Source organism: Bacillus sp. SH7-1 (genome assembly GCF_008042405.1).
GTDB classification, from domain to species: Bacteria; Bacillota; Bacilli; order Bacillales; family Bacillaceae_G; genus Bacillus_A; species Bacillus_A thuringiensis_N.
The window spans coordinates 34,627-52,414 of record NZ_QNUD01000001.1; the positions used below are offsets into that span (position 1 = coordinate 34,627).

Sequence of the window (17,788 nt, forward strand, 5' to 3'; positions counted from 1 at the left end):
TTAAATGAAATACAGTTTGTTAGTGAGCAAGTATCAATCATATTCTCCAAACAAACGTTATAAGTTACCAGAAAAGTCCATTCGTATAAATATTTTAGTTCGATTATCTAAGATTGTAGGGATAAGAGATACTCCTTTGTTCCAATTACTTTTGTTTTCAAAAGTTAAGAACTATATAAGGTTTATTGTATTAAGGAAGGTATATGAAAACTTTGATAATGTTCAAGCAATGACAAGAGGAAATATGCATCATAATATATTTCATTCATTTATGGATCTAGGTATTCAGTTGGGTATGATTTCACAAAAAGAGAATGTATACACATTAAATCAAGAATACCTTGTGGCAGTAAAGAGCAGAAACAGCTTAGTTGAATTTGAAGACGAAAATTATAGTGAGATTGTAAATAAAATACAAAGTGATTACAAGTTCATTGAGCGTGTAATTAATGAAGAACATAATACAACATTAGGGAAAATAATGGAGAAACTAGATTATATATATATTAAAGAGGTCCTTACCTATTTACAAGAGATTAATGAATTGGACTTTTTTAAACAAATAGCCCCTAGCTTCTCAGAAGATTTCTACACGGATCTTGGAGAATTAGCGTTTAATATATACACAAAAGAGAACTATGCAGCTTTTATTTCTCAAAAACAATTTAAGTCAATTCTAGACATTGGGTGCGGAAATGGTAATTTTATTGATGTTCATTTGAGGTCTGATGATAAACAAATTGTTGGTGTAGAAAGACAAAAAAAAGTGTTTGAGAAACTACAAACTAAATATAAAGATAAGTCAAATGTTGTTATACATAATGAAGACATTATAAATCTTTCTTTTGATAGCAAGTTTGACATGATCAATATGAGTTATATGCTATTTTATCTTACTCAAGACGAAAAAGAAGACCTCTTCAAGAAACTAAAAGAAATTTTGCATAGGGATGGTTCTATAATAATTTGTCAGTATTATCCTAATTTTGAAGTTTATCAAGAGCTTATTGCTAAGCATAATAAGGATTGGAATCTTATATCTCGCTTTAAATATGATATTTGTAATAGTATTCTCCAAGCTGAAGTTGTATTAAATAATATGCTTATTGATTTTGCTCAAGCGGAGCAGTGGAATCTGTTCCTTCCTCTATTAGATACATGTGGATTTGAAGTGAGTGAAATTGCACCAGCAGATGATACATATTATTCGTATTTTATTACAATTAAACATAAAAGTGGAGGTACAAATGATTAAAGCTACTAATGTTATAAAAGTCTTTAATGCAAATAAACAAAATGAATTAAAAGTGTTAAGAGGAATTGATTTAGGCATAAATAAGGGTGAACTATGTACAATTATTGGGAAATCAGGATCGGGTAAAACTACGCTTCTCAAATGCTTATCTGGGCTAGAGAGTGTTACTTCAGGCGATATTCAGGTAAACAAAAGAAGTATAGGCAATCTCACTAAAAAAGAAGTAAATGTTTTTAGAAAAAATGATATTGCTTTTGTTTTTCAAGAATATAACTTAATTGATGATCTAACTTTACATGAGAATATCTATTTAGAACATGATGTCACTGAGGAAATTGAAAATCTTATTGATGAGTGGGATATTCGTAAAGCAATTAATTTATTCCCTAATCAATGTTCAGGAGGTCAACAACAAAAAGCTGCTATATTAAGGGCTTTAGTGAAAAGAGCAAAAATACTGTTTTGTGATGAACCTACAGGAGCGCTTGATGGTAATTCATCTAAGGAGGTCCTAACAGTGTTGCAAAAGCTACAAAAAAGTCATCAAACTACAATTGTTCTTATCACCCATAATGAACAAATTATAAAAATTTCTAATCGCACTATCACTATCCATGATGGGAAAAAGGTTAATGATGTAGTAAATGAAGATATTGAATTAGCGGAGAATTTAGAATGGTAAATCAATATATTAAGAAAAAATTTAGAAAACGTACAATAAGGAGATTAAATACTTATAAATTAAAGCTTCTAGTTATATTTCTTGTTATTTTTGCTACAACTGGTATCTTTATAAGCTTTTTTGTTGGTACTAGTAGCGTTCTACAATCGGTTGAAAAATTCAACAGCGAATATAACGTAGAGGACGGTATATTAATAACCAATGACGATATTGACGAGAAATTTGAGGATATTTCCTTCGAACAAATAAAAAATGGGGAAGTGAGGGAAGGTGGCAGTACAGTTCGAATATTCCAGTCAAGAAAAAAAATTAATAAATATCAAGTGACCAGTGGTCGTGATATTCAAAACGATAAAGAGATTCTAATTGACAATAACTATTTAAAAGCAAATAAATTAGCACTCAATGATGAATTGACCTTTAATGGAGAAAAATTAAAAATAGTTGGAACTGCAATATCACCTGATTATATTACAACCAAAAATAGTAATCTAGTGTTGCAAGCTAATTCTGAAGTTTTTGGTATAGCATTTGTAAATGAAGAAACTTTTAAAAGGCTATTCGGTAATAAGTTCTCTTCATATTATGCTTATACTAGCAATCTAGATATTCAAGAGGTTTCGAAAATCGTGAAACCAACTTATATTAATAACTCTCAAAACAACACGAGGATACAACAAGTAATAGGTGATGCAAAAGCGCCAAGGGATCTAGCGTTGCTTTTAACATGCTTACTATATCTAATAGTTGGGGTTCTTTTAAGTGTTTATCATTTTGAAGTATCCAAGAAAGAATCAAATAACCTAGCGACATTTAATAAGCTAGGCTTTAACAAATGGGTTCTTTTTAAACATTATATAACTGAAACGAGCTTAACAATTTTAATTGCATGGTTAATCGGTGGTACAATAGGTATATTTTTGATTGAAACGATTATGCAAATGAATAGCCAAATATATAATTATCCAATTCTAAAAATTGATTACACATTATTGACAGAATGTTTAGTTTTCTCGTTAGCTATTGTTTTAGTGATTAACTTTGTTTTAGTTTATCAGTTTTATATAAAATTTAAAAAGAAGAAAAATAAAGTTAACTCTATAAGAAAAAGAAGTAGCAAAATTATGAATTTCATTCCTTTTACTTACCGGTATCGGTTAAAGCGGATAAATAGAAATAAAAAGGAAATGGCTTTGTTTATAGTACTGATTTTCTTTGTAGGTTTACTGATTAATTTTTCGTTTTTATTGAAAGACTCTGTAACTAAGTATGTCGATGACTTAGCATCAGAGAATACTTTTGAAGAAATTTTGTTTTTAAATCCACCTAATCAATATGATATCAAAGGTGAAGAGTTTAAACTATATAACTTATATGATGAAGAAGGTATTACACAAAATGTTTATGTAATCGGTTCTGATTCTAAGTATTATAATTATAATCTCAAACTGGAAGATGGAGATGTAATAATTACTCAAGCATTCTCTGATAAATATGGGAAAAAAGCAGGAGATAAGTTACTACTAAAAGATGTAACTAATCAAAAAGATTACTCATTTAAAATTAATAAAGTCAACAATGTTACTACAGTGAGTACTATATATTTAGTTTCCAATAACAGAGAAATATTCAACCAAAAAACATATTCAGTACCTGCAGTAGCTCTATCAAAACCATATGATAATGCTAACGATAGTGGGATAGAAGCTACGTTGACTAGGAACGAGATAATAACTTCCGGAAAAAATATCTTAGAAGTTATAAACAAACAGATCACACTTATTTTAGGGCTTGCTATAGTTCTACAAGTTGCATTACTTTACTCACTTCTTGAGTTCAGTTATCAAAATAGTATCAAGTCAATTAAGACATTAAAATTAGAAGGTTATTCATTAAAAGAACTAATGAGAATGCATTTTGCCTTTAGTTTTCCTATTGCGGTCCTAACAATTATTGGATCATACCTTCTATCAAGAATAAGTGTAAGAGTGTTTTTAGATCAAATTATGTTTGACTTTGTCAACTTTGTTAAAGTTACTGATAACCTAAATATTATATTTGCAAGTAACGGAATGATAATTGCCGTATTTACCTTCTTCTTAATAAGAATAAGATCAAAAATGAAATGCATTTAAAATGACAATGGAGGCAGACGAGTTTATGAATAGAGTCGTAGTAACAGGAATAGGTATTGTTTCACCAAATGGTATTACCAGAGAGAGTTCCTGGGAAAGTATTGTTAATCTTGAAAGCGGTATTAATCCTTCTAAATATAAAAATACAAACTTTGTTGGAGAAGTAGATGACATTTTTAATGAATCACTTACTACAAAGGATAAGCGGTATATGGATCGTTGTACTCAAATGGCGGTAATTGCATCAAGAGAAGCCGTTAAAGATGCAGATTTATTAATTAATGATGAAAATAATGAAAACGTTTCTGTGTTTGTTGGAAGTTCTGTTGGGGGCATTCGTGCCCTCGCAGATGAGTTTGGAACTGCAGCTTTGAAAGGTGTAGATCAAATGACAATGCTTGTAATACCAAGAAATCTAATTAATATGATAGCAGCAAATATTAGTATTGATTTAGGTATAAAAGGTGAGTCTCTTGCTTACTCAATTGCCTGTGCTTCAGGAACAGTAGCGATAGGAGAAGCATTTAAAAAAATTCAAAATGGTAGCAAAAAAATAATATTAGCCGGTGGAGCAGAAGCATGTGTTATTCCACAAGTTATAGAACCTTTTAGAAAGTTAAGAACCTTGACAAACTCTAAATTCTTAGATAAAGCTAGTGTCCCTTTTTCAAAAGATAGATCAGGATTTGTAATGAGTGAAGGGGCGGCCTTTCTTATTCTTGAAGAACTTAATCATGCAAAGGAGCGTGGGGTTCATATCTATTGTGAAATAGAAGGTTATGGAAGCTCATCAGATGCTACCTCATTATTGGCGCCTGACCTTAATGGTGTTACAAGATGTATGGAAAATGCATTGATTGATGCTAAATGCAGTTCCAATGAGATAGAGTATATAAATGCTCATGGTACATCTACCAAACTAAATGACTTAACTGAATCAAAGGCTATAAAGAAGCTATTTAATCAAAATCCTTTAGTATCCTCGACTAAATCTATTCATGGACATGCTTTAGGAGCAGCTGGAGCAATTGAAACAGCATTATGTTGTATGATGATTAAGAAAGGGAAATTAATTCCCACTATTAATGTATCAAGAGATAGTGTGGGAGAGGATATAGAAGTTAATCTTCTTTTAGAAAAGGTATCTAATTATAATGGTGGTAAAATTTTAAATAATTCATTTGCATTTGGTGGGCATAATGCCTCAATTTTATTATCAAAATTTCAGAATTAATTATGGATATTTTCTTCTGTAAGATAAATAAAAACCAAAGTAATCTTATATCAAAAAGAATTCTCACCAAACGAGCTATACAGAGATTAAAAAAAACTACACACCCTAAAAAAAGGCTTCATATTATGTACAGCGATTTACTTATACAGTATGTGCTGCTCAAAAAACAAAGAATGAAATATCCGTTGAGTATAACCTATAATATGCGAGGGAAACCTCTATTATCAAAAGGCTTCTTTAGTATTTCAAATTGTAATGAATGGGTTATGTGTACTTACAGTAATAATGCTGCCGTAGGGGCTGATATTGAGGAATATAAGCGGTGCAATCATGAGTTAGCTCAATTCTTCTTTACTCAAGAAGAACTAAAACACTTATTAACCTTATCACAAAGAGAACAAATCAATTTTTTTACGGATTCATGGACTTTTAAAGAAAGTTATGTGAAATGTAAAGGGATTAGTTTATTTGATATTAAAAACAATATCCATTCACCTTTAGTGAGTAATTATTTTATTAAGGATTACACAGAAATTGAAGGTGAATTATTTCATTATGTACGTGGGGTTATTGAAAATTATAGTTGGTGTTTGTTAAGCGAAGAAAGCTTTACTAAATATAATATTAATTTAGTGTGCTATTCGCAAATTATAGAAACTTTAACTAACATATATAGGGGGAATCATGCAGAGCATTTACATGACTAATCACTTTAACAAAATTTATCAACAAAGAGAAGAATTCTCTAATGAAATACAGCATTTTAAAAACAAAGTATGGGAGCGGCCTTATAAAGATAAGTGGTCTTTTGGGGAAACATATTATCATTTATACTTAATGGTCAGGCGATTTCGACAATTAAATAAGTTATATTTACCACTGTCTAGACCAATTGCTACAACAAGAAAAAAATTACCTTACAAAACGCATAGTACGGACATATATACTGAATATAAAGAGAAACACAACAAACCAATGAAAGCACCTTTTATTTTGCTGCCACCTAAAGGAATAGAGGGGAAAATTTCATTCGAAAGATTAATTAAAGAGCTAGATAATGAAACGAAGAATTTAGAAAAAATACTTTTTAAAATCGAAGATGATGTTGCTGGACACATACGTTTTCCTGATCCAATCGCTCATAATCCAAATTTAATACAAAGTATTCATTTAATAGGTATACATGAAAAACAACATTTCTTTTTATGTAAAAAATATTATAACTTAAGTTAATGTGTCTCTATTGGAGATATACTAGTCTATTTGGGTCTGATGGAAATATATAAAGAATAACACGGAGAATAGTAGACTCCTATTTGGATTAGCAGTTTTGCTTGGAATTCAGTTGATAACTCGAATTTGAAATTGGAAGGAATTGAAGCTATTTTGCCCTAACAAGGAAGAAGTATACGAACATTTTAATGAACTTTCTTCCGGAAAAATCGATTAAGAACTAATAAAAAACATTAGCCTCTATATTGAATGATGTATGGTCCCGCCACAAGCCCATCAATTTAAGGATTTGAGGTAACCCCTTAAACGGAAGTTTTATAGTTAAATATCGGTAAACGTTTAAAGATAAAATGAGTGTTCTAGGTCCAAAGGATTCAGATATTTTTCAAATTCAATTACTAGTATAATAAAATTAAGATATTTAGTTTCTTTTTAAGGTTTATTGTAGGTTATTTAAACGAAAAAACAAAAAGAACTTGTAGGAATTCCTACAAGTTCTTTTTAGTTTAAGGTGAATATAAGGGGATTTATAGATTTATAGTATTGGTGCTGCACCTGAATTGAGATTTTACGTTTATAATACATCTCGTTTTTGAAACATTACACTAGATGCGATAAGCAATACTGCAAAAGATGCTAAGACAAATAAAGAAGATGTTGTTAACGTAAAATTAGAAAATAATGGTGTAGCGCCTTCATTTATAATTTCACGACTATCATACATATTTAAATTCAAATGGAATAGTACAATATATTTAGCAATACCTTGTGCGTATAACATAATAAGATATAGGATGGGGCCTTCTATAAAGAAAAGGAACATTGAAATAATTAAAGATAGTACAGATTTACGAAATACGTTTGCTAGGAAAAAGGAAAGTGTTGCATAGAAAAATGTTGCTGGCAACATATATAGTAATTTTATTGTAAAAATAGATGGCGTAAGCTCTGTTTTCCCACCTCTCATCATTATTTCTCCAATTAAAGAAGCTGTAACTGTTGAGATAATGATGATAATTACCATTGATAAGAGCACAGTAATATATTTTGCAAATAAAATAGAGACGCGTTTTTTCGGACGAATTAACAATTGTTTAATCGTCCCTTTTTGAAACTCTTCTGTAATCGTCCGTGACGCAATTGTAATCCCAAATATTGTTGTAAACATAATAATTGTAGGTAGAAGGAATGATGCAAAACCTAAAGGAGTGTTTGCTCCAGGTGGGATATTAGAGGACAACAAACTCTTTAAAATAATCGCTATAACACCTTCGAGTAAAACTAGTACACCCATTAATATATATATCGTTTTCTGCGCATGCAACTTCAAAAATTCATTTTGAATTAACTTTATCATAATGATTTTGTACCTCCTGTTATTGCTAAAAATTCATCTTCAAGGGATGTGTTTTGTACAGTGACTCCATATACTCGTATATCTGCTAATACAAGTTGTTTTACTAATGCAGGAATTTGTTCTTTCGTTGTACTAACGAGTATTTTTCCATCTTTCTGGTCTCCCTTAATTACTTTATAAGCAATTTCAGGTTGAGAGACTTCAAATGAAACGACAAATTCCCCCTGTTCTTTTCCTTCTCGTAAATTATACTCCTGTACGAATTGGCCATTTTGAATAATGACAACACGATCGCACATCAATTCTACTTCACTTAACAAATGACTTGATACAATAATTGCTATATCTTCATCTTTTGCTAAGTGCTGCAAATAATCACGTAGTTGTCGAATGCCAGCTGGGTCTAAACCGTTTGTCGGTTCATCTAAAATTAAAATTTTCGGCTTGTGAAGCAATGCCTGTGCAATCCCCAGACGTTGTTTCATTCCGAGTGAATATGTTTTTACCTTTTTATGAATAGCCTGCTTTAAATCGACAAGCTTTACAATTTCAGCAATCCTCTCGGCATTGATTGGATTTATTGCCATATTAGCGAAATGTTTTAAGTTTTGCATGCCCGTCATATATTCATATAATTCCGGGTTTTCTACAATGGCTCCAATATATGAAAGAGCTTTTTCTCTATCTGTTCGAATGCTATGACCACAAATCGCAATGTCACCTTTTGTAAGAGAAATAAGTCCTGTCATCATGCGAATTGTCGTTGTTTTCCCGCTTCCATTCGGACCGAGAAAGCCATATACTTCGCCTTTTCTTACTTCAAATGAAAGACCGCGAATAATTTCATTAGATCCAATTTTTTTATGCACATTTTGTAAAGTAACCACTATATTACTCATTGCATCTGGTCTCCTTTATATTTCTATTTTTTTATCGTTTTCCGACTATATTCCTTCAGATAAAGCACTATTTGTGTAATAGTCTATGTTTCATGCAACTGTAGCATTTGAATTTTTTCATGATACAACAATCATAATAAAAAAGGCCACAATTCGTGGCCAATTCATTATGGTTGTTGAACTTGTCCTTCGGCAATAGGAGTTTTTTGTTGTGTTGCAGGATTAATAACTGATGTTGTCCAAGTTAATCCTGTTCCAGCTATTCCATCAAACTTTACCTGTGCTCCAACTGTAGATACAGTTTTTGCTACATCATCTATGAAAAAGTAATCTGACAACTTGCCTTTAGGTATCTTTAACCAATATTCTCCAGTGTTTTTTTGTCCGATTGTCATAGGAGTGTTTTTATTTTTCTCTTCCATACGTTTAAATGCATTATAGACCGCTTCACCAGTTAAATGTCCTGGCTCATACTTCTCAATGAAATCAGGCCCATCAAGCACTCCTAAATACCATATTTGCAAATTGTCCCCAATTTCAGTTACCTTAGTACCAGTATTCATGATGCCTGAAGTCTTTAATTCCTCAAGATAATAGTCAACACGTAAAGTCTGATATGGTTTTGCTACGATGTCATCGCCTCCATAAGACAATGTTCTAGTCTCGGATGAAAACTTGTTCACCCCTGTACTTACTTTAAGTCCTGTTGTAATTTTTGAAGTAACAGATGCAATTCCTGGAATTGAAGCAGATGCTGACATTTCCGCTCCGACACTAATCTCAGCACTTGCATTTATTGTTAGTGAATCTGTTGTAGAATGTGTCTTAGTAGGTGCTTTTCTTGTTGAGGCATCTGGATTAGCGCTATTATCATTTATTACATAGTCAATTGCTTTCAAAGTTTTCTGTTCTGAAGTTTTTTCGAAACCTGTAGTACTAAATGTTGCAAACTTCAACAGGTTATTAGAATCATATATACTCTTATTATTTTCAATATCAGGATTAGGATTTTCGGCTACTGCTGCATAAGTAGGTGTTACAATAGTTCCTATACTTGTTAGTCCTAATGTTAAAGCTAGTCCTGTTGTTGCTAAAACTTTCAATTTCATTTCTATGCCCCCTATTAAATATGTTTTTTAAACTTTTAATATTCTGCAAATAAAATTGAGAACGATTTCTGATAGATACCTTTGTTACATGTATCATTGCAAGAGATTGATAACACATGTGATTTCACTACATTTGGTAAAGCAATAACTTTAGTACCTAAGTACACACGACTGTAGTGTCTAGCATACTGGTGAATTTTTGTGAAAAATAAGATTGCTATTTTTTACAAATGTAACACTTACTGATCCTAAAATTCTTCTGATATTCCGGTTATTAAGATAATCGGAATGACATAATGTTACTTTAGTCTGTACTGAACTTTTATACGTGCCATCTTCTCCTTCCTTAGTAGTTATACCATTTATACTTTTATTAAAACATTAAGCTCTTAAGTATATAAGTTACAAAATAGTAACATAGAAATCCATTATAATTTATATAAGTATTTTTAGATGTAAATAATTATATTAATAAAATTACTTCATCTGTAAAATATAAAAAATAACTTCATATTTATTAGTAACACATAATAATTATAGTTAAAGTGAAGTTATCTAAATAAAAAACATTTGTAATATAACATAATAACACCTATATATCGTTTCCCTGCATTTGGATATGCATAATTACATAAAAATATAGGTATATCAACTACTATACGCTATGCATTTCCGATAAGTGTTCGGAAATAATCCTCTATATTACTATTAACAGATAACAATTTTGCTATGAGAGGAAATTGTTATTTTCTTTTTATGTGCCCAGCAAATTACGATTTTATGGCAACTAAAAAGAGAAGGTTATCGCTTTTCGCGCCAAGATTTAGAAACGCTAAGTTCCTATATGACTAGATATATAATACGTTTTGGAAATTATGTAATTTATTTATAAAAAACTCTCGCCAAATAGAAGAAACCATCTCTCTATAAGCTCAACAGGTCGTGATTGGAAATAAAAGTAAAACCGTGACCTATTTTTTCACGTATCTCGGCTGAACCCTATTAAATGCCGAAAAGGTAACAACTTTGTTACTTTTTGTTGATATATGTCGATTTTAATGTTATATTCATAACAACAAAGAAAGAGAAAATAAAAACCCTTATCTAGTAAGAAATCAGAATTTTTAGTTTTCTCTACCGATGTACTTCATGTGTCGAAGAAGTTTGTGCATTTTTTTCCACTCTTTCTTTGTTTTACCCTACATAAGAAAACAATCTGTTTTTATACAGGTTGTTTTCTTTGCGTTACAACGTTCAGCAAAAAGATGGATTGTCGTTGAAACTTGTTTTGTAATTAAACTTGTAGTCTACTTCAGTTACGGTTACAAAAATAATGCGTTACAAAAGGGACAAAAAGAAGATGTAGTATAATGACAAAAATAATATCACTGTTTATACTGAAGGCAATGAAAAAGTACGTCGCTTTTTTTTTCATTACTATGATATGGTTTGTAAAGAATTATGATTAAATACCGAATAAAGTAACAATTATGTTACCTTTTGTTGATATATGTCTTTTGGATGCTATATTGATAACAACAAAGAAAGAGTAAACAGAAACCCTAACTGTTATGATATCAGAATTTTTAGTTCTATCTAATCGATCTACTTTTTGTGCTTTATAAGTTTGTGTCTTTTTTGCCATTCTTTCTTTGTTTTACCCTTAAAAGAAAACAACCTGTTTTTATATAGGTTGTTTTCTTTTGTAAAAATAAAATTTTTTTAAGGTATTTTAGCAAGACATGTACTAAGAATTATAATGTTCATCAAATATTAATCCTATAATTATTATATAATAATTATAGGGTTTTTATTGTTTTTAAAATTTCCGCTAATGATTTATATATAAAATATATCTAGTATGTTATCTTTTTCTTCTTTAAGGAACAAAAAGAGGACGTAGCATAATGAAAAAGCTGCTGTCCTAAAGGGGCAACAACTTATTTCTATACTGGTGCAAAAAAATTATAATTTCATTGAGCCAGACAATGGTTATTTAAATTGTCTGGTTTCCATAAACTTTGCTATGAGTCTCTTATAACAAACATACAAAAATCAGTAATATAGATTAGGACATTGGTTTGTATTACTGATTTTTATGATACTTCGCGTCCATTAATTGGTTGAACTGGTCGGCTATTCGTTGGGAATAATTTATGGAACGCTTCAATTTGTTTTTTGGACATCTCTATTGTCTGTTTCAACACAATCCATTGGACATTTTCAGTACAAGGAGGTGTTGTCAAAGACCCCATGTAACGGAATGATGAATGATCTGAAGGAAGAATCTGTTTTATATCAATGGTATGTTGCACATCGTCTTTTATATTTTTTCTGTACGGGAGATTTTCCCACATTGCTGCAAAACCTTCGTTTTTTTGTCCTTCTTTTATCATAATACCTATTACTGCTAACTGACCTTGATCATTTTGATGGACTAGGTGTAATTCCATATCTGCATATTTTCCTTCAAATTGGTGCTCACTTGGTGTATGAAAATGGAATTGTTTTAATGTGTAACGATTTCCTCCTAGCATAAGATAATCATCAGGACTATTTGCTTTTCCCTCAATACTATGCCCATTATTTTTAATAGAAAATGATATTGGTTGATAGTTTATTTGCAAAGGATTATTATCAACTGTTGATTTTATTTGCTCTGTTTTGATATCTATTGGAGATTGTTCTTGCCCATTTAAACACATTTTGTATTCTGGTTTCAATTCTCCCCAGTGCTCTGGACCAGTATTCCCCTCATATGACCACTGCGTATTTTTCTTCGTAGATTGTTTTTGCGGGGCTTCTTGTTTTGCTGTGTTACATCCCATCAACACTACACTCATTGTTAATATAAAGGGAGTTTTATAAATAAACTTTAAGCCTTTCATACTGTTTCCTCCTTAGATGATAAAATATTGTATTTAAAAAATATTGCTTGTAACTAAAGGTTCTGTTACAAATTCGCCAAAAATATTAAGAATTTAGTGAAGCATCCCTCAATTGTTATGCAATTTAAGCTATTAAATAGAAAAATGGAGTACGGAAGCTATACAGTTAATTTATGAGGAAAGGAAAACCTACGCTTCTTACCCATACCAAAAATCGATTATGTAATCTAATTATGATTCAAATTACTTAACCTGGTCATATTTAGTTGGCATTACTGTATTCATTTCGAAGCAGGGATGTTTTGTCATTCTTATATTTATCATTCTCGCTCCTAATTGATAGCGAATTTCATTTTATACTTATTACAATTATATATAAATTATTAAAAAAAAATCAATATAGATTTATATTCTTTGATGTGATACTATGTATTTCTGGTTATGTTGAAGAGTTTTCGACAAGAAGTTATTTCCCTAAATCTAGGAAAGAGGGAAATTAGTTTAATTGGATTCACCTTCCATCAACATCAAGCTAAAAAACAACCCAAATATAAAAAGATTGAATTCTCAAGGTGAAAATGTACAATTTTATTTTAAGTGCGTCATAAAATTTTTAAGTTGATGGAGAGATATGGTGATCTCTACTAGTTAGTGGAAATATTAGTTTGTGAAAAAATGTCGAATTTGCGAGAATTTTGTGATTTTTTGTCTTGTGATACTTTATATTTAGTGCTAAACTCATAATACAAAGAAAGAGTAGCCGAAAATATCCCCCATTCGAACAAAAAGACTGAAGATTCAGTCTAATTTACGGATGAATAATATTTAAGTTTACTACTATTTCTTTGTTTTATTTTATATATAATATTGAAAATTATAAATAGATAGCGAGGTGAATTAAATGTAATTATTTGGTAAAAAATAGAGGATAAGTATTCTGTTGTTTTTATGACATCTTAATTAATAACATACTTATTACAAATATTTGTAGAGAGAATTGAGACTGTTTTTTCAATCTAGCAATGATAAATTTGAGTTCATACAAATAATTATGAATCTAGTCAACAAACTGAGAATTTCATTGAAGATTCGGTATAACCAGATTTAGCCATGGAGTTTATTATTCATGCGGATTTATAAGTAGACCAAAATTGGTGAACGTTTTTGGTGATCTTTTTGAAAATTATAAGACTATCTAATTACAAATCTGAGAAATGATTTCCAAGTGACATATGAATAAACAAAATTATTTGTGGTTTATATTTTTACTAAATGAATCAAGAATTAGGTAGTGGTTTAGAACAATTATTTAAGGACAATATTTTGGTGTATATAGGAGGGAGTATAAAATAAGGATTTTATCTCAAGAGGGGTATTAATTTACGTTTGGTTTCTTTAATTACAAAATCGATTACAAAAATTACTAAAACTATCTTTGGCATTAAAAAAGCCCTATATTACGGATGGGAGCATGAAAGAATGCCTATAGGAGGGGGAATAGATTCTGTTAAATAATGTTGTGAATCATTAAATAGAGCGCTAAAAAACTGAATATACTGATATTGCGAATATAAAAACCAATGAAAAGTAATATCAATAAACTAATAGCGTTGAATTAAAAACATTATTAATCAGAAATGTATGCTCAAAATAAGATGGTAGATATGATATAAAATCTCGGGATTTTATAGGAGTGATGAAAAACGCAACTTCACCAGTTACAATTATATCGAAAATTGTTTAACTTGTAAATAATAAACTTAGTGAAAGTAATGTTATATTAAAAAACTGAAACTTAATAGAGAACAAGAGAATTATTTATAGAAATTTGTTTTCAAGTTTTAAGTGTATAACGATTAAAAGAAATGGAATATCATCAGCCTATAAAATCATTGTCATTGCATATTCATATTAGAGCCATCTAATTATAACTGATAGGAGAATGACATGATCAAGAGAGTAACTTCGATTTTTTCGATTTTCATGATTTTTATATTTACTATAGGTCAGAGTTTTACATCCATAATAGCAAATGCACAGGAGTTAAATAAAACAGGACTAGTAGATAGTTTTGCATTTGATAAAACGGAACTAGGTGTTGGCGAAACAACGAGAATCCGTGTTAATTTTAGTGAAAAACCTGGATTGGATATGAAAACAGGAGATACATTAACATTAGCTTTGCCACCGGAATTGAAAGGATACAAAGGAACAATTCCATTAAACAACGAGCAAGGACAAAATTTTGGTACTTGTCAAATAAATACAACTAACGTGGTATGTACATTTAGTGATGTAGTTGAAAAACTTCTAAATGTTAAAGGACATTTTTATTTTCAAGTTGAAGCGACTCAAGATGTAGCACCGGGAGAGAAGAAAACAATCGATACGAATCTAGGTACTAATTTAGAGGCTCAAAAAGTAACGATTGCTGGTCAAATTAATAATGGGGGGAGTAGCCCTGGAACATTTCACTCTAAAGGGGGAAGTATTAAGCCTGAAGATACTAGTGTAGTAAATTGGTGGTTAAATATAAATGGAGCAAAGCAAAATGTAGATTCAGATATTGTTTTGACAGATACATTGCAACCGGGACAAACACTTAATCAGGATAGTTTCCGTATTGGAGGATTTGCAGCTCCAATGACACCACAGGAATTCCAAAATCAAGGTTATGGTACGGTTACTTTTATTAATGATAACGAATTTAAAGTTGTGATGAATAAGGAAAAGGCAAGTGGTATTACTTTTGCTTTCTCTTATACATCTACCATTACTGCAGATGGAAAGAGTCAACCATATTTTGATAATCAATATGCGGTTGATTACAAGATTACAAATGAAAATCCTATATCAACATCGGGTAGTGCTAGAGTTAACAATATAGATCAGGGCGGCGGTGCGCAAGGGGATTTACCTCCTAAAGGAACGCTAAGAATCGTGAAGCACATTGCCGGAGATGAGACAAAACTTGTACCAAATGTTTCATTTAACTTATATACAGAATCAGGTCAGCAAATTGGTGGTACGTATAAAACAGATGGACAAGGCATGGTAGAGGTCAAAGATTTAGACCCAGGTAATTACTATGTACAGGAGATTGCAGGTCCAAACTATTTGGATTTCGATCCTCAAGTAAAAGTACCTTTTACGATTGATGCAAATGCTGACAAAGGCGTAAAGCTTACTATTCCGAATAAGGTGAAAATGACATCTGTTTCAGGAACGAAAACATGGAATGACAACAATGCAACAGATCGCCCAAGCTCAATCCAAGTAGAGTTACTGCAAAATGGAAATTCAATCAAAACACAAGATGTAACAGCAGCGAATAACTGGAATTATACGTTTGCAGATTTACCTGCATATGATAATGATGGTAATGCTTATACGTATACAGTAAAAGAAAAGCCAGTAGCGGGATACAAAACGGAAATAAATGGCTATAACATTACAAATACAAAAGATGCAAAAACATCTGTTTCAGGAACGAAAACTTGGAATGATAACAATGCAACAGATCGTCCAAGCTCAATCCAAGTAGACTTATTGCAAAATGGAAACGTAATTCAAACAAAAGAAGTAACAGCAGCAAACAGTTGGAAGTATACATTTGCAGATTTAGCACAATACGATGCAAATGGTGTTGCTTATACGTATACAGTAAAAGAACAACCGGTAGCGGGATACAAATCAGAAGTAAAAGGTTATGACATTACAAATACAAAAGTAGCGAAGATGACAGTAGAAGGAACGAAGAAGTGGAAAGACGGTAATGCAACAGATCGTCCAAGCTCAATTCAAGTAGATTTACTACAAAACGGAAATGTAATCCAAACAAAAGAAGTAACAGCGGAAAATGATTGGAAATATACATTTACAAATGTAGAATCATATGATGTGAATGGTGCTGCCTATACGTATACAGTAAAAGAACGACCAGTAGCGGGATACAAATCAGAAATAAACGGTTATGACATTACAAATACAAAAGTAGGTCAAACAACGGTAGAAGGAACAAAAACGTGGAAGGACGGAAACGCAACAAATCGTCCGACAACAATCAAGGTAGACTTACTACAAAATGGTCAAGTAGTTGCGACGGAAGAAGTAAGTGAAGCAACAGGCTGGAAATATGGATTCAAAGACTTAGCAGCATATGATGCCGAAGGAAATGCATATAAGTATGAAGTAAAAGAACAACCGGTGGATGGATATAAAACAGAAGTAAACGGTTATGACATTACAAATACAAAAGATGCAAAAACATCTGTTTCAGGAACGAAAACATGGAATGACAACAATGCAACAGATCGTCCGAGCTCAATCCAAGTAGATTTACTACAAAATGGGAACGTAATCCAAACAAAAGAAGTAACAGCAGCGAACGGTTGGAATTATACATTTGTAGACCTAGCGCAATATGATGCAAATGGTGTTGCCTATACGTATACAGTAAAAGAACGACCGGTAGCGGGATACAAATCAGAAGTAAATGGCTACAATATTACAAATACAAAAGTAGCGAAAATGACAGTAGAAGGAACAAAGGTGTGGAAAGACGGAAATGCGACAAGCCGTCCAACAATGATCAAAGTAGACTTACTACAAAACGGAAATGTAATCCAAACACAAGACGTATTAGCAGCAATAGGTTGGAAATATATATTCGCAGATTTAGAAGCATACGATGCGAATGGAGTGCATATAAGTATGAAGTAAAAGAACAACCAGTAGATGGATATAAATCAGAAGTAAAAGGTTATGACATTACGAATACAAAAGTAGCGCAAACAACAGTAGAAGGAACGAAGACGTGGAAAGACGGAAATGCGACAAGCCGTCCAACGACGATCAAAGTAGACTTACTACAAAATGGTAAAGTAATTGATACAAAAGAAGTGAGCGCAGCGGGCGAATGGAAATATGCGTTTACAGATTTAGCGGCATATGATGCCGAAGGAAATGCATATAAGTATGAAGTAAAAGAACAACC

The 17,788-nt window shown here is 31.3% G+C and carries 12 protein-coding genes and 1 pseudogene; 9 read left to right on the forward strand and 4 right to left on the reverse strand.

The genetic code is table 11. The features are described from left to right. Positions 1 to 4: 4 nt before the first annotated feature. The 6 genes from DN390_RS00145 to DN390_RS00170 all read left to right on the forward strand — a co-directional run bounded on the left by DN390_RS00145 (position 5) and on the right by DN390_RS00170 (position 6,539). Positions 5 to 1,255, forward strand: coding sequence for a class I SAM-dependent methyltransferase (locus tag DN390_RS00145; RefSeq protein ID WP_147806326.1), 1,251 nt, complete (start codon positions 5 to 7; stop codon positions 1,253 to 1,255). Beyond that, positions 1,248 to 1,937, forward strand: coding sequence for an ABC transporter ATP-binding protein (locus tag DN390_RS00150; RefSeq protein WP_147806327.1), 690 nt, complete (start codon positions 1,248 to 1,250; stop codon positions 1,935 to 1,937). The genes DN390_RS00145 and DN390_RS00150 overlap by 8 nt, the downstream gene beginning before the upstream one ends. After that, positions 1,931 to 4,072, forward strand: coding sequence for an ABC transporter permease (locus DN390_RS00155; protein WP_147806328.1), 2,142 nt, complete (start codon positions 1,931 to 1,933; stop codon positions 4,070 to 4,072). Before DN390_RS00150 ends, DN390_RS00155 begins: the two co-directional genes overlap by 7 nt. A gap of 25 nt (positions 4,073 to 4,097) precedes the next feature. Beyond that, the gene (locus DN390_RS00160; protein ID WP_147806329.1) at positions 4,098 to 5,306 is read left to right on the forward strand and encodes a beta-ketoacyl-[acyl-carrier-protein] synthase family protein; all 1,209 of its coding nucleotides are present in this window, start codon (positions 4,098 to 4,100) and stop codon (positions 5,304 to 5,306) included. A 125-nt stretch (positions 5,307 to 5,431) separates the two neighbouring features. Then, entirely contained in the window at positions 5,432 to 6,013 is a 582-nt protein-coding gene (locus DN390_RS00165; RefSeq protein ID WP_255443875.1) for a 4'-phosphopantetheinyl transferase family protein, read from the forward strand. Further along, positions 6,006 to 6,539: a DinB family protein gene (locus tag DN390_RS00170; protein ID WP_147806331.1), complete on the forward strand. Its 534-nt coding sequence runs from the start codon at positions 6,006 to 6,008 to the stop codon at positions 6,537 to 6,539. Before DN390_RS00165 ends, DN390_RS00170 begins: the two co-directional genes overlap by 8 nt. A 574-nt stretch (positions 6,540 to 7,113) precedes the next feature. Here the strand turns inward: DN390_RS00170 and DN390_RS00175 are convergent. From DN390_RS00175 to DN390_RS00185, 3 genes are all read right to left on the reverse strand, one after another. Further along, on the reverse strand, positions 7,114 to 7,896 hold the full coding sequence (locus DN390_RS00175) for an ABC transporter permease (protein WP_147806332.1): 783 nt from the start codon (positions 7,894 to 7,896) through the stop codon (positions 7,114 to 7,116). After that, complete coding sequence (locus DN390_RS00180; protein WP_147806333.1) at positions 7,893 to 8,795, reverse strand: ABC transporter ATP-binding protein; 903 nt, start codon at positions 8,793 to 8,795, stop codon at positions 7,893 to 7,895. Before DN390_RS00180 ends, DN390_RS00175 begins: the two co-directional genes overlap by 4 nt. Positions 8,796 to 8,962: 167 nt before the next feature. Then, the gene (locus DN390_RS00185) at positions 8,963 to 9,904 is read right to left on the reverse strand and encodes a hypothetical protein (RefSeq protein WP_147806334.1); all 942 of its coding nucleotides are present in this window, start codon (positions 9,902 to 9,904) and stop codon (positions 8,963 to 8,965) included. 742 nt (positions 9,905 to 10,646) lie between these two features. Here DN390_RS00185 and DN390_RS31745 point away from each other — a divergent pair. After that, positions 10,647 to 10,834: pseudogene (locus tag DN390_RS31745) on the forward strand (hypothetical protein); the annotation flags it as partial. 1,166 nt (positions 10,835 to 12,000) lie between these two features. Here the strand turns inward: DN390_RS31745 and DN390_RS00195 are convergent. Beyond that, positions 12,001 to 12,792, reverse strand: a complete 792-nt coding sequence (locus DN390_RS00195) for a carbonic anhydrase (RefSeq protein ID WP_147806336.1) — start codon at positions 12,790 to 12,792, stop codon at positions 12,001 to 12,003. 1,947 nt (positions 12,793 to 14,739) lie between these two features. Here DN390_RS00195 and DN390_RS30970 point away from each other — a divergent pair. Together DN390_RS30970 and DN390_RS31550 are read left to right on the forward strand one after the other, a co-directional pair. After that, positions 14,740 to 17,514, forward strand: coding sequence for a Cna B-type domain-containing protein (locus tag DN390_RS30970; RefSeq protein ID WP_147806337.1), 2,775 nt, complete (start codon positions 14,740 to 14,742; stop codon positions 17,512 to 17,514). Beyond that, the coding region (locus DN390_RS31550) for a Cna B-type domain-containing protein (RefSeq protein ID WP_218944375.1) at positions 17,448 to 17,788 on the forward strand (341 nt) is incomplete at its 3' end. The genes DN390_RS30970 and DN390_RS31550, both read left to right, overlap by 67 nt.